12 protein-coding genes and 2 pseudogenes are annotated in these 17,342 nt (G+C 47.7%); 7 read left to right on the top strand and 7 right to left on the bottom strand.

Annotated elements, in window-relative coordinates:
- Positions 1-33 precede the first annotated feature (33 nt).
- Positions 34-857 (top strand): annotated as a pseudogene (locus tag JCM16496_RS05180) (glycogen/starch synthase).
- Positions 858-880: 23 nt separating this feature from the next.
- Positions 881-2,464, top strand: coding sequence for a BamH family beta-barrel-assembly machinery protein (bamH, locus tag JCM16496_RS05175; protein ID WP_025832798.1), 1,584 nt, complete (start codon positions 881-883; stop codon positions 2,462-2,464).
- A gap of 83 nt (positions 2,465-2,547) precedes the next feature.
- Here the strand turns inward: bamH and JCM16496_RS05170 are convergent, their stop codons facing one another.
- Genes JCM16496_RS05170 through JCM16496_RS05160 form a run of 3 tightly spaced genes read right to left on the bottom strand, consistent with a single transcriptional unit; the run spans position 2,548 to position 7,204 of the window.
- Positions 2,548-3,963, bottom strand: coding sequence for a glycoside hydrolase family 57 protein (locus JCM16496_RS05170; RefSeq protein WP_025832796.1), 1,416 nt, complete (start codon positions 3,961-3,963; stop codon positions 2,548-2,550).
- Between the two features lie 17 nt (positions 3,964-3,980).
- Positions 3,981-5,249 (bottom strand): glycosyltransferase family 4 protein, encoded by a 1,269-nt coding sequence (locus tag JCM16496_RS05165; RefSeq protein ID WP_025832794.1) that lies wholly within the window; start codon positions 5,247-5,249, stop codon positions 3,981-3,983.
- A gap of 14 nt (positions 5,250-5,263) precedes the next feature.
- On the bottom strand, positions 5,264-7,204 hold the full coding sequence (locus tag JCM16496_RS05160) for a glycogen debranching enzyme N-terminal domain-containing protein (protein ID WP_025832793.1): 1,941 nt from the start codon (positions 7,202-7,204) through the stop codon (positions 5,264-5,266).
- Positions 7,205-7,373: 169 nt separating this feature from the next.
- Here JCM16496_RS05160 and JCM16496_RS05155 point away from each other — a divergent pair, with 169 nt between their 5' ends.
- Together JCM16496_RS05155 and JCM16496_RS05150 are read left to right on the top strand one after the other, a co-directional pair.
- Positions 7,374-8,054, top strand: a complete 681-nt coding sequence (locus JCM16496_RS05155) for a rhomboid family intramembrane serine protease (RefSeq protein ID WP_025832792.1) — start codon at positions 7,374-7,376, stop codon at positions 8,052-8,054.
- 83 nt (positions 8,055-8,137) lie between these two features.
- Complete coding sequence (locus tag JCM16496_RS05150) at positions 8,138-8,800, top strand: Crp/Fnr family transcriptional regulator (RefSeq protein ID WP_025832791.1); 663 nt, start codon at positions 8,138-8,140, stop codon at positions 8,798-8,800.
- Positions 8,801-8,820: 20 nt separating this feature from the next.
- Here the strand turns inward: JCM16496_RS05150 and JCM16496_RS05145 are convergent, their stop codons facing one another.
- The 4 genes and pseudogenes from JCM16496_RS05145 to mscL all read right to left on the bottom strand — a co-directional run bounded on the left by JCM16496_RS05145 (position 8,821) and on the right by mscL (position 13,467).
- Positions 8,821-9,507 carry an SGNH/GDSL hydrolase family protein gene (locus JCM16496_RS05145; protein ID WP_025832788.1) on the bottom strand — a complete coding sequence of 229 codons (687 nt, stop codon included), beginning with the start codon at positions 9,505-9,507 and terminating at the stop codon, positions 8,821-8,823.
- An 82-nt stretch (positions 9,508-9,589) separates the two neighbouring features.
- A pseudogene (gene guaA, locus JCM16496_RS05140) lies at positions 9,590-10,896 on the bottom strand (glutamine-hydrolyzing GMP synthase).
- 40 nt (positions 10,897-10,936) lie between these two features.
- On the bottom strand, positions 10,937-12,490 hold the full coding sequence (gene guaA, locus JCM16496_RS05135; protein ID WP_025832786.1) for a glutamine-hydrolyzing GMP synthase: 1,554 nt from the start codon (positions 12,488-12,490) through the stop codon (positions 10,937-10,939).
- Positions 12,491-13,029: 539 nt separating this feature from the next.
- On the bottom strand, positions 13,030-13,467 hold the full coding sequence (mscL, locus tag JCM16496_RS05130; protein ID WP_025832785.1) for a large-conductance mechanosensitive channel protein MscL: 438 nt from the start codon (positions 13,465-13,467) through the stop codon (positions 13,030-13,032).
- A 140-nt stretch (positions 13,468-13,607) separates the two neighbouring features.
- Here mscL and gap point away from each other — a divergent pair, with 140 nt between their 5' ends.
- The 3 genes from gap (at position 13,608) to JCM16496_RS05115 (ending at position 17,339) form a co-directional block, all read left to right on the top strand.
- Positions 13,608-14,618, top strand: a complete 1,011-nt coding sequence (gene gap / locus JCM16496_RS05125) for a type I glyceraldehyde-3-phosphate dehydrogenase (RefSeq protein ID WP_025832782.1) — start codon at positions 13,608-13,610, stop codon at positions 14,616-14,618.
- Between the two features lie 103 nt (positions 14,619-14,721).
- Positions 14,722-16,818 carry a M3 family metallopeptidase gene (locus tag JCM16496_RS05120; RefSeq protein WP_439644516.1) on the top strand — a complete coding sequence of 699 codons (2,097 nt, stop codon included), beginning with the start codon at positions 14,722-14,724 and terminating at the stop codon, positions 16,816-16,818.
- Positions 16,815-17,339, top strand: a complete 525-nt coding sequence (locus JCM16496_RS05115) for a DUF4847 family protein (RefSeq protein WP_025832778.1) — start codon at positions 16,815-16,817, stop codon at positions 17,337-17,339. Before JCM16496_RS05120 ends, JCM16496_RS05115 begins: the two co-directional genes overlap by 4 nt.
- The last annotated feature ends 3 nt before the right edge of the window (positions 17,340-17,342 follow it).

The raw sequence follows: 17,342 nt of genomic DNA, 5'->3' as shown, positions 1-17,342 counted from the left end.
TATCTTTGCAGAATAATTGAGAACATTGTTATTATGACAAAGGCGAACAAGGTTTTATTTATAACCCAAGAAATTACCCCTTACGTTTCAGAATCCGAAATGTCCCTTGTAGGCAGAAACCTACCTCAGGCTATTCAAGAAAAAGGCAGAGAAATCAGAACGTTTATGCCAAATGGGGAAATATCAACGAACGCAGAAACCAGCTGCATGAGGTGATACGACTCTCCGGCATGAACCTTATCATTGACGATACCGATCACCCGCTCATCATCAAGGTTGCCTCTATCCAATCTGCACGTATGCAAGTATACTTCATCGACAACGATGACTACTTCCAGAACCGCTTGCAAGTAACAGACGAAAATGGTGAAGAGTATGAAGACAATGACGCCCGTGCCATCTTCTATGCCCGCGGCGTACTGGAAACAGTGAAGAAACTGCGTTGGTGCCCCGACATCATCCACTGTCACGGCTGGATGACCGCTTTAGCGCCTCTGTACATCAAGAAAGCCTATAAAGACGAACCTTCCTTCAGAGATGCCAAGGTCATATTTTCCCTTTATGAAGATGACTTCAAACAACCTTTCCACACAGACTTCTCTAACAAGCTGCTGTTGAAAGGCATCACCAAAAAAGATGTGGCAGGATTGAAGGAACCCATTGACTACACAGCACTTTGCAAATTGGCCGCGGACTTCTCCGACGGCATTATCCAGCAAAGCGAACACGTCAATGAGGACGTACTGAACTATGCCCGCGAATCCGGAAAGCCGGTATTGGAATATCAATCTCCCGAAAACTTTGCTGAAGCCTGCAATGACTTCTACGACAAGGTATGGGAAACAGAACAAAAATAAAATCGATTTAGACAGTTAAAACTATGAAAGTAAGATATCTGGGAACATTGCTTTTGGCAGTCCTGACTTTCTTTGGATGCGATGACAACACCGGTACATTAGGCCTGGGTATGTTGCCCGATTCTGACGACATGTCAGCGCATACTACTACTTTTGATGTAACAACGCGTTCATTTGCCGTTGATTCCGTATTTGCCAAAACGAGTACTGGCTATATAGGCAAGTTTTCCGACCCGGAATTCGGTTATTACGAAACAAGTTTCCTTACGGAGTTGAACTGTACGGAGAACTTCTCCCTTCCGGAAGTGTATAAAGTGACCGAACGGGACAGCGAAGGAAATCCGACAAAAGCTACCGGTATAATGGCAGGCGACTCGGTAGTCTCTGTGCAACTGGCAGTCTATTATTCCAGTTGGTTCGGCGACTCCCTGAATGCATGCCGGATGAGTATCTATGAACTGGACAAGAAGCTGGACAAAAATCGCTATACCAATATCAATCCGGAAGAGTACTACAACAAGTACGACCCCAAGTCCCTGCTCGGCCGCAAGGCTTATTCAGCTTTCGATACATCTGTTCCGGACTCTGTGAGATTTGAAAAAGACAATAATGGTTATTATACTTTCTATCCCAATGTAACGTTCCCATTGGACAAGAAAACTTTCGGCGAAGACAGAATATTGAAGGTTTATCGCGAGCATCCCGAATACTTTAAAGACGCCGCAACTTTCATAGACAAGGTTTTCAAAGGAGTATATGTAAAGAGCGATTACGGAGATGGAACCATCCTCTATGTAGACTACGTAGCTTTAGAAATGGAACTTTGTACACACTACACAAATGACACAACTGGCGTAGCACTAAAAAAGAAAGACGGAAGTGATTCCTTGAGATATGTAATAAATACGATATTTGCCTCTACCAAAGAGGTTATCCAGGCAAACCAGTTCATGAATTCTGATTTGATAAAGGAAAAGGCTGCCGAACCCCAACATACTTATATCAAATCTCCTGCCGGTATCTTCACCGAAGCTATCATGCCATACGACGAGATATACAACAAACTGACCAATGACACCCTGAATGCCGTGAAGCTGACTTTCACGAATTACAATATAAACAGTAACTACGAATATAGCATGAGTGCTCCTAATGACGTGCTGTTGATACGTAAGCAGGACTTGAAGAGCTTCTTTGAAGAGAACAAAGTCAGGGATAATATTACCTCATTTACAACAACCCACAATGCATTTGCTACCAATCAATATGTATTCAGCAACATAGCCCGTTTGGTTACCACTTGCATCAACGAAAAACAAGCTGCCAAGAAAGCCGCCAAAGACAAAGCCGGCAGTTCTTGGAATGAGACAGAGTGGGAGAAAACTTGGAACAAAGAAAATGAAGACTGGGATAAGGTATTGTTGATTCCGGTTTCCATTACCTATGACAACAGTACAAGCAGTAGCGGCAACAAAACCATGACCGGTATCCAGAATGACCTCAAGCCGGGATATGCCAAACTAAAAGGCGGTCCGAAAGAGAATGCAAAAGGCGAAGTGGAATCTCCGCTGCAGATAGAAGTTACATACACCAGTTTCAACAAGTAACTGACAGATATTCCATAAAAAAAGCCTTCCGCTCTACAATGAGCGGAAGGCTTTTTTATGATTGACGGGGCAAGCTGCCGATATTATTCAGCAACCTTTTTAGTTGTTTTCTTTGCAGCAGGCTTTTTGGCAGGAGCCTTGGCCTTTGCCGGTTCTTCTGCGGCAGATTTAGCTGTAGCCTTGCTCTCTTTCTTCTCTGCAGCCTTTATTTTCTCCAACTTGGCCTGTGCTTTCTCCAATTCCTTATGCAGTTCCTCTATCTCGGCACCTTGGTTCTGGATAGTGGTCAGCAGTGCATTCAGCTCTTCGTTATCTATATCCACCGGATAGAGAGAATCGACACGTTTGATAAAGTCACCAAGAATATTCATATAATTGGTAAAAGCATCAAAAGGAGATTCATAAATGCCGCGGTTCAAACCGACACCGCTTTGCTTGGTAGTCATGAAACGGAAGTTGTTACTTGCCTGCAGATAATCCCAGTCTTGCTTGATACGGCGGTCATCACAGAGATGGACACGTTCGGCAACACTGTACAGCTTGTTGAATGCTTCACGCTGCATCACGTTACCCAGCCAGCAGCTGGTATCTCTTTCTTCGTCCACCCAAGACATCGGGTATGGAACGTCCAACTGGGAAACAGATTTCAGTTTGGTAACGATTTCCGTCGGTGTGGAGAAAGTAATCCCCTTTTCCTTGGCACAGTATGGAAGAGCCTTCAGGAATTCCAGAATATTGGAAGACAACGGCTGTGCCATACCCAGAGCAGAGAGCTCCATGAAGATATTGATGACCTGCTCTTCCTGTGGCAGAGCGTCAATCCAGTTGATGTATTTGTCGGCAAACAGAGGATACTCGTTCCACTCGGAGTTGGAAAAGCGCAGGCTGATGTCGTCAGACAGCTTAAAGTCACGCAACAGCAACTTCAAGTTAGGATTCATAGAGCAATGGTATACATAGTGCGGACTCTTCCAACCCAGAACATGCTTGGCTCCTTCCGTCAGCATACCCTTGAATCCCAGAGCTGCCACCATCGCACCAATCTCGTCATTATAAATCAGGCTGGAATTACGGAACACCTTCGGCGCCTTACCGAACATTTGCTTCATCTTAGCGCTCTGCCGCATCACCTCTTCCTTGAAGCAATCCTCGTTGGCCAGAGAAGAAAGGCCATGAGAATAAGGCTCGGCAAGGAACTCACAGCAACCGGTATCATTCAGCTGGTGCAACAGGTCGATGACAGCCGGTGCATGTATTTCCAACTGCTCCAGCGCAACCCCCGAAATGGAGAAAGCCACTTTAAACGCCCCTCCCGAATTCTTCACCATTTCAATCAGGGTGTTCAATGCCGGGATATACGAACGCTCGGCCACGTCGTTAATACTGATTTCGTTGGCATAATCATCATAGTAATAATGGTCGTTGCCTATATCAAAGAAACGGTAACGTTTCAGATGGATGATTTGATGTATTTCAAAATAAAGACAGATAGTTCTCATTTCTATTATTGTTTTTGTTATTTACCATAGTTTCTTAACACATCCTCGTAAAGGGCGCGGATTCTCAGTCCCACTTTTTCCCAGGTAATTCCATCCACTTCCTTCTTGCCTTCTTCCTGCAAGTATTGGAAAAGGGCAGGGTTCGTACAGATGGAGTAGATGGCATCTGCCATTGCATGAATGTCCCAATAATCGGTCTTGATGACCTTATCGAGAATTTCACCGCATCCTGACTGCTTGGAAATGATGGAAGGAGTTCCACACTGCATGGCCTCCAGCGGAGCGATACCGAAAGGCTCGGAAACGGAAGGCATAACGAATACATCACTGTTCTTGTAAACCTCATATACCTGTTTGCCCTTCATGAAGCCCGGGAAGTGGAACCGGTCGGCGATGCCCCGCTCGGCAGCCAGATTAATCATGGCATTCAGCATATCGCCCGAACCGGCCATCACGAAGCGAATGTTACGCGTACGCCTCAGTACCATGGCAGCTGCTTCCACGAAGTATTCCGGGCCTTTCTGCATAGTGATGCGACCGAGGAAGGTCACAACCTTCTCTTTGTCGTGTGCTGGGCGCGGAATATCTTGATATTCCTGTGAGAGAGGATAGACGGCATTGTGCATGGCAAACACCTTCCTGGGGTTCTGATGATACTGCTCAATAACCGTGCGGCGGGTCAGTTCGGACACGCACATGATGCAGTCGGCATAGTCCATACCGTTCTTCTCCATAGAATAGACGGTAGGATTGACTTTTCCACGTGAACGGTCAAAGTCCGTAGCATGGACATGGATGCAGAGCGGCTTCCCGCTCACCATCTTGGCATGCACTCCGGCAGGATACGTCAGCCAGTCGTGGGCATGGATAATATCAAATTCCTGCTGGCGGGCCACTACTCCGGCAATCACCGAGAAGTTGTTTATCTCTTCGTGCAGGTTGCCGGGATAACCACCGGCAAAGTCCATGCAGCCTATGTCATTGACGTGCATATAGGAGAAATCCGAATAGATATGGTCGCGGAAAGAATAATAATCTTCCGGTGTCATGTTGCGCGTCAGCCTCGACTTCAAATAATTGTAATCGACATCACGCCACACGATAGGCACCTGGTTCATGCCCACTATCTTCAAGAAGTCCTCTTCTTCACCCGTCGGCTTTGGCATGCAGAAAGTAGTTTCCACATCACCCTGCAAACTTAATCCCTTAGTTATTCCATAAGAAGCAACCGCAAGACCACCATATATTTTGGGAGGAAATTCCCATCCAAACATTAAAACTTTCATCTTCGTTCCTCCTTTTATAAATTATACTTAGACAATAACTTCAAGATACGCAGGATTTCCGCCGTATTCATGGCAAATGACACCGCCCCTCTTCCAACAAACGGAGGATTACCATCGAAGAGTTCGGGCAATGCGCCAATACAGTGGGAAGTCATTTCATCTTCCATACCGATGAGGTATCTCTCTACAAACGACACGCCACTCACTTTATAGATACGCAGATATGCTTCCATGTAGAAGCCCAGCAGCCATGGCCACGCTGTTCCCTGATGGTAGGCATAGTCTCTCTGTATCTGAGGGCCGACATAATTCGGATTGTATCCGCCACTCTTGGGGCTCAGTGTACGCAAGCCCTTCGGAGTCAGCAGTTCTTTCGTCACAATATCGAGTACCTGTTTTTTTTGGGCCCTATCCAACGGAGAATAGTCAAAGGCAACGGTAAATATCATGTTGGGACGTACGCTCCAGTCCATCATATACCCATCCACATAGTCGAACAGGTAGCCATACTCATTGCGGAAGACATCTACGAAAGACTTTCCGGTGATTTCTGCCTGAGCGTCCAGTGTATCGGCAAGATTTTCATTGCCTCCCTCCCGAACCATATCGGCTACAAAACGCAGGGCATTGTACCACAGTGCATTCACTTCTACAATGTAGCCCGTACGCGGAATAACCGGGCGACCATTGGCGGTAGAGTTCATCCAGGTAACCGCTTTCTCGGTGCCATTGGTATACAACAGTCCGTTTTCGTGCAGGAAGAGATTGTCATGCCTGCGTTCACGGATATAGTCAACAATCTCCTCGAGAAGATTACCGTACATCTGCCGGCAATTTTCACGCGAAGTCTCCTTGGCATACTGCTGTAAAGCCCAGACAGCCCACAGCAGCACATCCGGATGCTCCATCTCGTATATCTTATAGGAGGAAAGCTCTCCATTGATAAACTCACGGATAGCCTTTTCGGCTGTTTTCATCACGTCTTCAAATTCATCTTGCTCGCCTAAGGCCAAAGTAAGACCCGGCAGGGAAATGAACAAGTCACGGGCACGACACTTGAACCAGGGATAGCCTGCAAGCACATAATGCTCCTCGCCCTGCTTGTTGTGGAACTGGTGTGCCGAGTTTTTCAGACAGTGGTAGAAACTGTCACGCGGAGTGCGGTCGGCCACCTCGGACTCAAAAGTCTGCTTCAGCTTGCGGGGAGAAATCTCGGAGATACCGGCGGAGAAGACAACGCTTTCCCCTTTCTTTATATCCACTTCAAAATATCCCGGCACATAAAGGTCCTCGTTGAAGTCATATCCGCGTTCCTGTTCTTTGGGATACTCGATACCACGATACCAGTCAGGCTGGAAGTGGAACTCATTCTTTTTGTTGAGCTGCATGAACAACTCCGGATAACCGGGATACATGCAGGTTTTAATACCATTCTCCACCAACTGGTAGTCACGGCTTGCCTGTGCATTTTCGTGCGTGTACTCGCGCACACTGCGGAATGCCAGGAAAGGGCGGAAACGAAGTGTGGTTGCCGAATGGGCATCGACCAAGGTATAACGAATCAGAATCCGATTTTCATGGTGTACGAAAATCTTTTCCTTACGAAGGATGACGCCTCCTACACGATAGGTAGTTGTGGGGATATTTTCACAGTCGAACTCTCGGATGTACTTGTGCCCGTTAGGACTGAAGTGATTTCCTTGATACTTATGCAACCCCAGGTTGAACTCCGCACCGTGCTGAATTACAGTTTCATCCAAAGAAGACAGCAGCACATGGTTTTCATCATCGAGGTTGGGGACCGGTATCACCAACAGACCGTGATATTTGCGTGTGTTACAATCTACAATTGTTGTACAATGATAGGCTCCCGACCTATTCGTCCGCAATATCTCCCTTGGCAAAGATTCTTGCAGATTAATCATCAGGGTCTTGTCAAATCGTAAATAACTCATAGTTGTGCATTATTTAAAGGTTAATTATTTCGGTATATGCGCTACAAGCCATGTAGCGATGCCCAAAAATACGAATTAAAGCTTACAGGCAAAATAAAAAGTCAGTTTTTTTCGGTTTTCGTCAAATATTCCGTAGTATTGTACAAAAATAGCAATCATTGTACGAAATATGAAGCATGATATACGCAGAATGGCATTGGCGGCGGTTATACCCCTATTCCTGCTATTCATTTTATATATTTTAAAGTTTTTGGAGATAGGCATGGATTGGAACTTCACACGACTGGGAGTATATCCGATGGAGCAGCGGGGCGTGTTCGGAATTTTCGCACATCCACTGATACACAGCAGTTTCAAGCATCTGTTTGCCAACACGATTCCACTCTTTTTCCTGATGTGGTGTCTGTTCTATTTCTACCGGCACATAGCCCCCTACATCTTCTTTGCCATTTGGATAGGATGCGGTACGCTTACCTTTCTTATAGGAAAACCGGGATGGCATATCGGAGCCAGCGGCATCATATACGGACTGGCTTTCTTTCTGTTCTTCAGCGGCATTCTGCGCAAACATGTACCGCTTGTCGCCATTTCACTGTTGATAACGTTCCTATATGGCGGCCTGGTATGGAATATGTTCCCACAATTTGCCAAGGCCACCACTTCCTGGGAAGGACACCTTAGCGGAGCCATAGCAGGCACGCTATGCGCCATAGGCTTTATGGGATGCGGCCCCCAACGACCCGACCCGTTTGCCGGAGAGGAGGAAGAGGAAGACACGGAAGAAGAGGATTCGGAAGAAAAGGATTCGAAAGAAAAGGCAGAAGAGGACAACAGCACGTTTAAGAAATAATAAAAAAAACAAAAAGAGGGGCAAAGAGTTTACGGCACACCTTGATAATGTCTACTTTTGTTTCAAAACAGAAGGAAAGACATATGAATACAATGTTTGATACATTACTGCAACTGCCACTCTTTCAAGGACTCGCACAAGAAGACTTTACCAATATCCTGGGGAAAGTCAAGCTGAGCTTTACAAAGCATAAAGCCGGCGAAGTTATTGTGAAAGCCGGTGACACATGCAGTCAACTGATATTCGTATTGAAAGGTGAAATCTCCTCATGTACTTCATCTGCGAATACATCATACAGCTTCACGGAATATTTTCAGGCACCTTACGTCATCGAGCCACAATCCCTGTTCGGGATGAGCACCTCCTACGTCTCGGTCTATACCGCCCAAACTGAGACCCACACAGTGAGCATCAGCAAGGCTTTCGTCATGAGCGAATTGTTCAAATATGATATATTCCGCCTGAATTACATGAATATCATCAGCAACCGCGCCCAAAGCCTGAACAACCGCCTTTGGACAGAAAGCACCGACAACCTTGAAAGACGTATCGGCAACTTTATCCTGACACACACCGAACGTCCGGCAGGCAGGAAAACGCTGAAAATAAAAATGGAAAAACTGGCCCAGGTGGTCAATGATACCCGCGTGGGAGTATCGAGAGCGCTGAACAGCATGCAGGAGAAAGGTCTGCTCGAGCTACACAGAGGTGAAATAATAATTCCCGATGCGGAAAAGCTCTTATAGGCCACCTGAACCGGGATTTCCTACAACACCTTGTCAATCGCTTTCTTTATCAAGACTTCCATTACCTTATACCCTTCCAAAGTAGGATGTACCCCATCCCGGGTATACGAGGAGTTCAAAGCCTTATTGTCGCCTTCCACCATCTCACTGTAATAGTCGACATAAGGAATCTTGTTTTCCCGGGCATACTTCCGGATTCTGGCATTCAGCTGCATTATCTTTTGTGGAGCATCCTTCACCGAAGGATTCCAGCCAAAGGCAGCGGCAGGCAACACAGACGTCAAAATCACCTTTATCTTATTGGCCCGTGCCAGCTCTACCATAGACACTATATTTCCAAAAGTGTATTCTTCATTATAAGCGCCTGCATTTTCCGCAATGTCATTGGTACCAGCATTTATCACCACCAATGCCGGAGCAAGCTTGATGACATCTTCCCGGAAACGAAGCAGGAAATGGAAAGAAGTCTGCCCGCCTATACCACGACCCACATAACCGTTGTCTTCAAAGAAAGCGGCATCATTTGCCACCCAACCTTCGGTGATGGAATTGCCCATAAAAACCACCCGGTCCTTTTGCTTTCCCTTCCAGAGCAGCTCCTTGTTTGCCTCTGCATAGCGTTTCAAATTTCCCCAATCCTGCTTCTGTGCGTCAGAGGCCACCCAGGGGATGCACAAAAAGACAGCAATCATACATAAAAGTTTCATCGTTCTATTCATTATTGTTTTATTCATAAAAAAACAGCCTCACCTTGAAAAAAGGTGAGGCTATCACTATCATTGGTCAATCTCACTCCCACTCGATTGTCGCATTGGGTTTCGGAGACATATCGTAGCAAACACGGTTGACGGTCTTCACCTCCTTGAGGATACGGTCTGTAATCTTCATCAGGATGGGCCAGTCCACCGGCTCGATGGTGGCGGTCATGGCATCCACCGTATTGACGGCACGGATAATGACGGGCCAGTCGAAAGAGCGCGCATTGTCGCGTACACCTACCGATTTGAAATCGGGCACCACAGTGAAATACTGCCATACCTTCTTATCCAGGCCTGCCAGTTGGAACTCCTCACGCAGAATGGCATCCGACTCGCGCACAGCCTCCAAGCGGTCGCGGGTAATGGCTCCCAGACAACGCACTCCCAATCCGGGACCGGGGAACGGCTGACGGTAAACCATCTCATACGGCAATCCAAGCTCTACACCGCATGCACGTACTTCGTCCTTGAACAGCTGGCGCAACGGCTCCACCAATTCAAACTGCAAATCCTCGGGCAGACCGCCTACGTTGTGATGAGACTTCACCATCTTGGCTGTCTTTGTGCCACTCTCTACAATATCGGGATAGATGGTACCTTGTCCCAGGAAGTCGATACCGTCCAGCTTACGGGCTTCTTCCTCAAAGACGCGGATAAACTCTCCGCCGATAATCTTGCGCTTTTCTTCCGGGTCGGCCACGTTTTCCAGCTTGGAGAGGAAACGGTCTGTGGCATCCACATATATAAGATTCGCCTTCAGCTTCTTCTCGAAGATTTCGATAACGGCTTCCGATTCACCCTTGCGCATCAGTCCGTGGTTCACATGCACACAAACCAGCTTGTCGCCGATGGCTTTCAGCAGCAAAGCGGCCACCACAGAGCTATCCACACCGCCGGACAGCGCCAGCAGCACCTTACGGTCGCCCACCTGACGGCGTATCAACTCCACTTGGTCATTGACGAAATTTGTCATGTTCCAATTGGCCTCAGCCTTGCAAGTATCGAATACGAAAGATTTCACAGCCTCCTTGATGGCTTCCACATCATCCGCAAACTGTGGCAGCTTCACTTCGCACAGCGCCTTGTCATGCCCGGCAGCCATTACGGGGAATCCTGCTTCATAAATCTCGGGCAACACGTCGATGGACACCCCGTCAACCACATTGTTGGGGCCACCGTTGATGATGATACCTTTCACATTCGGCAAAGCTTCAGTTCGGCAGCGGTAATGTCGTGCGGGTAGATTTCGCTATATACTCCCAATGCACGAATCGCTCTGGCAAGCACCGTGTTTTCGTGACTTCCCAAATCCAGAATCACAATCATATCCTGCTTCATTCTTCTATATTGTTTTTTAAGTTAATAATTTTAGTCGGTCTTATTCCCATTCTATTGTGCTGGGCGGCTTTGAAGATATGTCATAGGTTACGCGGTTCACACCTTTCACCTTATTAATTATATCGTTGGACACCTTTCCCAGAAACTCGTAGGGCAGATGCGCCCAGTCGGCCGTCATGGCATCGGTGGAAGTAACGGCACGCAAGGCCACCGCACGTTCATAGGTACGTTCGTCACCCATCACGCCCACACTCTGCACGGGCAAAAGAATGACACCCGCCTGCCAGACCTGATGGTAGAGCGATGTCTCATTGCCGGCGGCATCCTTCACTTTCCAATCACGCAAACCCTGGATAAAAATATCGTCGGCCTCCTGCAAAGTGTGCACCTTCTCCCGTGTTATATCCCCCAGAATGCGGACAGCCAGTCCCGGACCGGGGAAAGGATGACGGGTAATCAGATGTTCGGGCATGCCCAACTCGCGTCCCACACGGCGGACCTCATCCTTGAACAGCCACTGCAGCGGCTCGCACAGACGAAGGTTCATCTCCTCGGGCAGACCGCCCACGTTGTGATGGCTCTTGATGGTCTTGCCCGTAATGTTCAGGCTCTCGATGCGGTCGGGATAAATGGTGCCTTGTGCCAACCAGCGGGCGTCTGTAATTTTGTGCGCCTCGGCATCGAAGACTTCGATGAAATCGCGGCCGATGATTTTACGTTTCTGCTCAGGCTCGGTCACTCCCTCCAAATCCTTGAAGAACTTCTCGCTGGCATCTACGCCAATCACGTTCAGTCCCAGGCATTCGTAGTCGTGCATCACATTCTTGAACTCATTCTTGCGAAGCAGTCCGTGGTCCACAAAGATGCAGGTCAGGTTCTTGCCGATGGCACGATGCAGTAACACGGCGGCTACCGAAGAATCCACACCGCCACTCAGTCCCAGGATAACGCGGTCGTTGCCAAGCTGCTCCTTCAGTTCGGCCACAGTAGTATCTACAAACGATGCGGCGCTCCAGCTCTGGCTGCAACCGCATACGTCCACCACGAAGTTGCGCAGCATCTGCGTACCGTCTTCGCTATGAAACACTTCCGGATGGAACTGCACTCCCCACATCTCCTCGCCGGCCACCTGGTAAGCGGCAATCGCTACCTTGTCCGTAGAAGCTATAATCTTGAAGTTGTCGGGAATGGCTGTAATCGTGTCTCCGTGGCTCATCCATACTTGGGTATTCTTCCTTACCCCTTTGAAAAGAACATTCTCCGAATCGAAAGAACCGAGATGGGCACGTCCGTACTCGCGGGTTCCTGCCGGCTCCACCCGTCCACCGTTGCTGTAAGAGATAAACTGCGCACCGTAGCAGATACCCAGAATGGGGTATTTTCCGCGAATCCCGCTCAAATCCACCTTGAATGCACTCTTATCATAAACAGAAAAGGGGCTACCCGAAAGGATAACTCCTTTTACACTCTCATCTCCGTATGGAAATTTATTGTAAGGTACAATCTCGCAATAGACATTCAGTTCGCGCAGCCGGCGACCGATGAGCTGCGTGGTTTGCGAACCGAAATCAAGAATAATAATCTTCTCTTGCATATAAATCCGTATAGACTTTAATAAATGATTTGCAAAAGTAGAAAAAGTAAAGGAATTATCAGGGATAATGTGACAGAAAAACGTTTTTTTTACTAAAAACAGCTTTAAATTCAGGCAAGAACTATCCACAAGGATACTAAAAGCTATTCTTGCCACAACCGTGTTGTTTTCTTACCACAGCTATGGTAAGATTACTGTTTAGTACAGAGCCTGTTTAAATTTTGCTCAGCATTGTTTCTAGAGTTTTTTTGAAGATTCTGTTCTGTTTGTCGGTTTTCCGCCTGCCTGCTTCCTATCTGCTCCCTATCTGCTCCTTGTCTGCTCCAGGCTTTCTCCGTATCTATATGTACGGACCTGGCACGGAGCATATACGGACCATATACGGAGCAGGTATGGCGCGAGTGGTAAGATGTCTCATTTTTCAGGTTTTGCGCATGATTTAATCCTGCCAACAGGTTCGTAAAGTCCTCACTTTGTGTATTAATGTGGTTAATGTGCCGGTTGGCATATTAACCACATTATGAAGTTCCGCTTCGATATTACTTTTCTTTCAGCAAATCACGGATTTCAGTCAGCAACACCTCTTCCTTGCTCGGTGCAGGAGGAGCCGGAGGAGTGGCAGGAGCCTCTTCTTTCTTCTTTTCAGTCAGCTTGGTAAGCAGCTTGATGAACATGAAAATAGAGAAGGCAATAATCAGAAAATCGAAAGTAACCTGAAGGAAGTTACCATAATTCAGCGTAACAGCAGCAGCTACTTCTTTTCCATCTTCCAAAACAGCAGGTTTCAGCACCCACTTCAAATCCGTAAAGTTGACACCGCCCACCAGCAGCCCGATAGGAGGCATAATCACATCTGCCACGATGGAAGAAACGATTTTTCCGAACGCGCCGCCAATAACCACACCGACAGCCATGTCTATCACATTGCCCTTCATGGCAAAAGCCTTAAATTCCTGTAAAAATGAACTTTTTCCCATCTTTTCAATTATTTAATGATGATTTTGGCTACGAATATAAAAACATTTTCTTACTTTTGCACCGCAAATCAGAAAGAAATGCAATTAGTAAGCAAAAGTTTATTTTTAAACATTATAAAACCCTTAAAAGTTTAAACAAAATGATTAAAGTAGGTATTAATGGATTCGGACGTATCGGACGTTTCGTTTTCCGCGCTGCAATGAAGAGAAACGATATTCAAATCGTAGGTATCAACGACCTTTGCCCGGTAGATTACTTGGCATACATGCTGAAGTATGACACTATGCACGGACAATTCGATGGTACTATCGAAGCTGACGTAGAAAACAGCAAGCTGATTGTAAACGGCAACGTAATCCGCGTAACAGCTGAACGCAATCCGGCTGACTTGAAATGGAACGAAGTTGAAGCTGAATATGTAGTAGAATCTACAGGTTTGTTCCTGACTCAGGAAAAGGCTCAGGCTCACATCGAAGCCGGCGCTAAATACGTTGTGATGTCAGCTCCTTCTAAGGACGCTACTCCGATGTTCGTTTGCGGTGTTAACGAAAAGACTTACGTTAAGGGTACTCAATTCGTATCTAACGCTTCTTGTACTACAAACTGCTTGGCTCCTATCGCTAAGGTATTGAACGACAAATGGGGTATCACTGACGGTTTGATGACTACAGTTCACTCTACAACTGCTACTCAGAAGACAGTTGACGGTCCTTCTATGAAAGACTGGCGTGGTGGTCGTGCCGCTTCCGGCAACATCATCCCGTCTTCTACCGGTGCAGCCAAGGCTGTAGGCAAAGTTATCCCAGCATTGAACGGCAAACTGACCGGTATGTCCATGCGTGTTCCGACTTTGGACGTGTCTGTAGTTGACTTGACAGTTAACTTGGCTAAGCCCGCTACTTACGCTGAAATCTGCGCAGCCATGAAGGAAGCTTCTGAAGGCGAATTGAAGGGTGTTCTGGGTTACACTGAAGATGCAGTTGTTTCTTCTGACTTCTTGGGTGACACTCGCACTTCTATCTTCGACGCTAAGGCTGGTATCGCTTTGACTGATACTTTCGTTAAGGTTGTATCTTGGTATGATAACGAAATCGGTTATTCTAACAAGGTTCTTGACCTGATTGCTCACATGGCATCAGTTAACTGCTAATATACAGTTAAGAAAATAATAAAATAGGCGGCTTCCTTTTGAAGTCGCCTGTTTTTTTTGCAATTTTGCGGGTGATTGACAGATTAGTAAAAACGACTGCAATATGACGAAAATTCTATTAACCCTAACACTGTTTTGCCTTATGAGTTGCCAAACATCCGAAAACCCATTCCTTGAAGCCTACAATACCCCACACAACACCATCCCCTTCGACCGCATCAGGGTGGAACACTACGAACCCGCCATCCGCGAAGGAATGCGCCTACACAACAAAGAGGTAGATGCCATCGTAAGCAACACTCAAGCACCCACTTTCTCCAACACCATTGTGGCACTGGAAAACTCGGGAGCCCTGTTGCAGCAAGCGACAACCGTATTCGGCAACATGATGAGTGCCAACACCAGTGACGAGATGCAGGAGCTTGCCAAAGTGCTGATGCCCCTACTGGACAAACACTCCAACAACATCCGTCTGAACGAAAAGCTCTTTGCCCGCATCAAGACCGTATATGACAACCGCGATAACGAAGGTTTGGACAGCGAACAGATGCAACTGCTGACCGACACCTACCGCTCCTTTGCCCGCAACGGCGTAAACCTGCAAGGCGAAGAAAAAGAGAAATACCGCCAGCTGAGCCAGAAACTGAGCGTACTCTCCCTGCAATTTGATGAAAACAACCTGAAGGAGATGAACGGCTACGAGTTGCACATCACCGACACCGCCCAACTGGCAGGTCTGCCCGAAAGTGCCGTGGATGCCGCCGCCGAAGCCGCACGCGAAAAAGGGGAAAAAGGATGGCTCTTCACACTGCACGCCCCCAGCTACAGCCCCTTCATGACCTACGCCGACAACCGCGACTTGCGCAAAGAACTGTATATGGCATACAACACCCTTTGCAGCAAGGAGAACGCCACAGACAACCGCGACATTGTGAAACAGATAGCCAACACTCGCATCGAAGTGGCACAGCTCCTGGGTTACAAAAACCACGCCGCCTATCAGCTGGAGGAACGTATGGCAGAAAACAGCGAAGCCGTCTATCACCTGCTGCAACAACTGATTGACGCCTACATGCCCGCCGCACGTCAGGAGCTGGAAGAAGTGCAGGCACTGGCACGCCAGAAGGAAGGGAATGACTTCAAGTTGATGCCATGGGACTGGAGTTACTACTCGCACAAGCTGAAAGACCAAAAATACAGCATCGACGACGAACTGCTGCGCCCCTACTTTGAACTGGAGAACGTGAAGAAAGGTGTCTTCGGACTTGCCACCAAGCTCTACGGCATCACGTTCAAGAAGAACACCGACATACCCGTTTACCACAAAGATGTGGAAGCATTCGAGGTATTCGACAAGGACGGAGCGTTCCTTGCCGTACTCTATACCGACTTCCACCCACGTGCCAGCAAGCAATCGGGTGCCTGGATGACGGAATTCAAAGGCCAATGGATAGACGACGCCACAGGCGAAAACAGCCGTCCGCACGTCTCCATCGTGATGAACTTTACCAAACCCACGCAAGACAAACCCGCCCTGCTGACTTTTGATGAAGTGGAAACCTTCTTGCATGAATTCGGACACGCCCTGCACGGCATGTTTGCCAACTCGCACTACCAAAGCCTGAGCGGCACCAACGTTTACCGCGACTTTGTGGAACTTCCCTCACAAATCATGGAGAACTTCGCCATCGAGAAAGAGTTCCTGCACACCTTTGCCCGCCACTACCAGACCGGCGAACTGATTCCCGACGAGCTGGTGCAACGCATCGTGGACTCCTCCAACTTCAATGCCGCCTACGCCTGCATGCGCCAAGTAAGCTTCGGCCTGCTCGACATGGCATGGCACACACTGGAGACTCCCTTTGAAGGAGATGTGAAAGCCTACGAGCATCATGCCTGGGAAGCCGCACAAGTGCTGCCGCAGGTGGATGAATGTGCCATGAGCACCCACTTCGGACATATCTTTGCCGGAGGATATTCTGCCGGATATTATAGTTATAAATGGGCAGAGGTGCTGGATGCAGATGCTTTCTCGCTATTCAAGCAGACGGGCATCTTCAACCCGGAGACTGCCGCCTCCTTCCGAGAGAATATCCTTTCCAAAGGCGGAACGGAACATCCGATGACACTCTATAAACGCTTCCGCGGACAAGAGCCTACCATCGACGCATTATTAATCAGAAATGGAATAAAGAAATGAAGAGACTTATAAGGAACATCTGTTGTATGCTGCTCGTGTTTTCGCTGCTCCCCCTGCTAAGCGGTTGCGACAACGAGGACGATGTTATCGAAATATTCACCGGGAAGACATGGAAGCTCAGCCGGCTCACCAATAAAGGCAGCAATGCCCAATTCTATCCAAACCTTTGGAACAACAATGAGGAAGAGATGAAGAAGAGTCTGGACAAGCTATATAATCAGAAAAACACCTTTACGCTCAATTTTGAAGGTACCGAACTGGATGGGGAGCTGATGGGCACCACCGTCAACGGACAAGGCATCAACTCAAGTGTCAACGGCACTTGGAAAGCCGACGGAGCTTCAGGTTCGCTCAGCATCAGCGTGAAGGTTACGGGGGCTGCAGAGAGCGATGCACTGGCCAAGGCGTTCATCTCCGGATTGCAAAACGTGTACAAGTATGAAGGGGATGCCAATTCACTGACCCTCTATTTTAAAGACGGACCGACAACCAGAGTCATGGGATTCACCCCGCAACGATAAAAC

This window comes from Bacteroides rodentium JCM 16496 (genome assembly GCF_000614125.1).
Lineage (GTDB): Bacteria > Bacteroidota > Bacteroidia > Bacteroidales > Bacteroidaceae > Bacteroides > Bacteroides rodentium.
The sequence above is the reverse complement of the archived record's forward strand: the minus strand, read 5'-3'. Positions and strand labels throughout refer to the sequence as shown.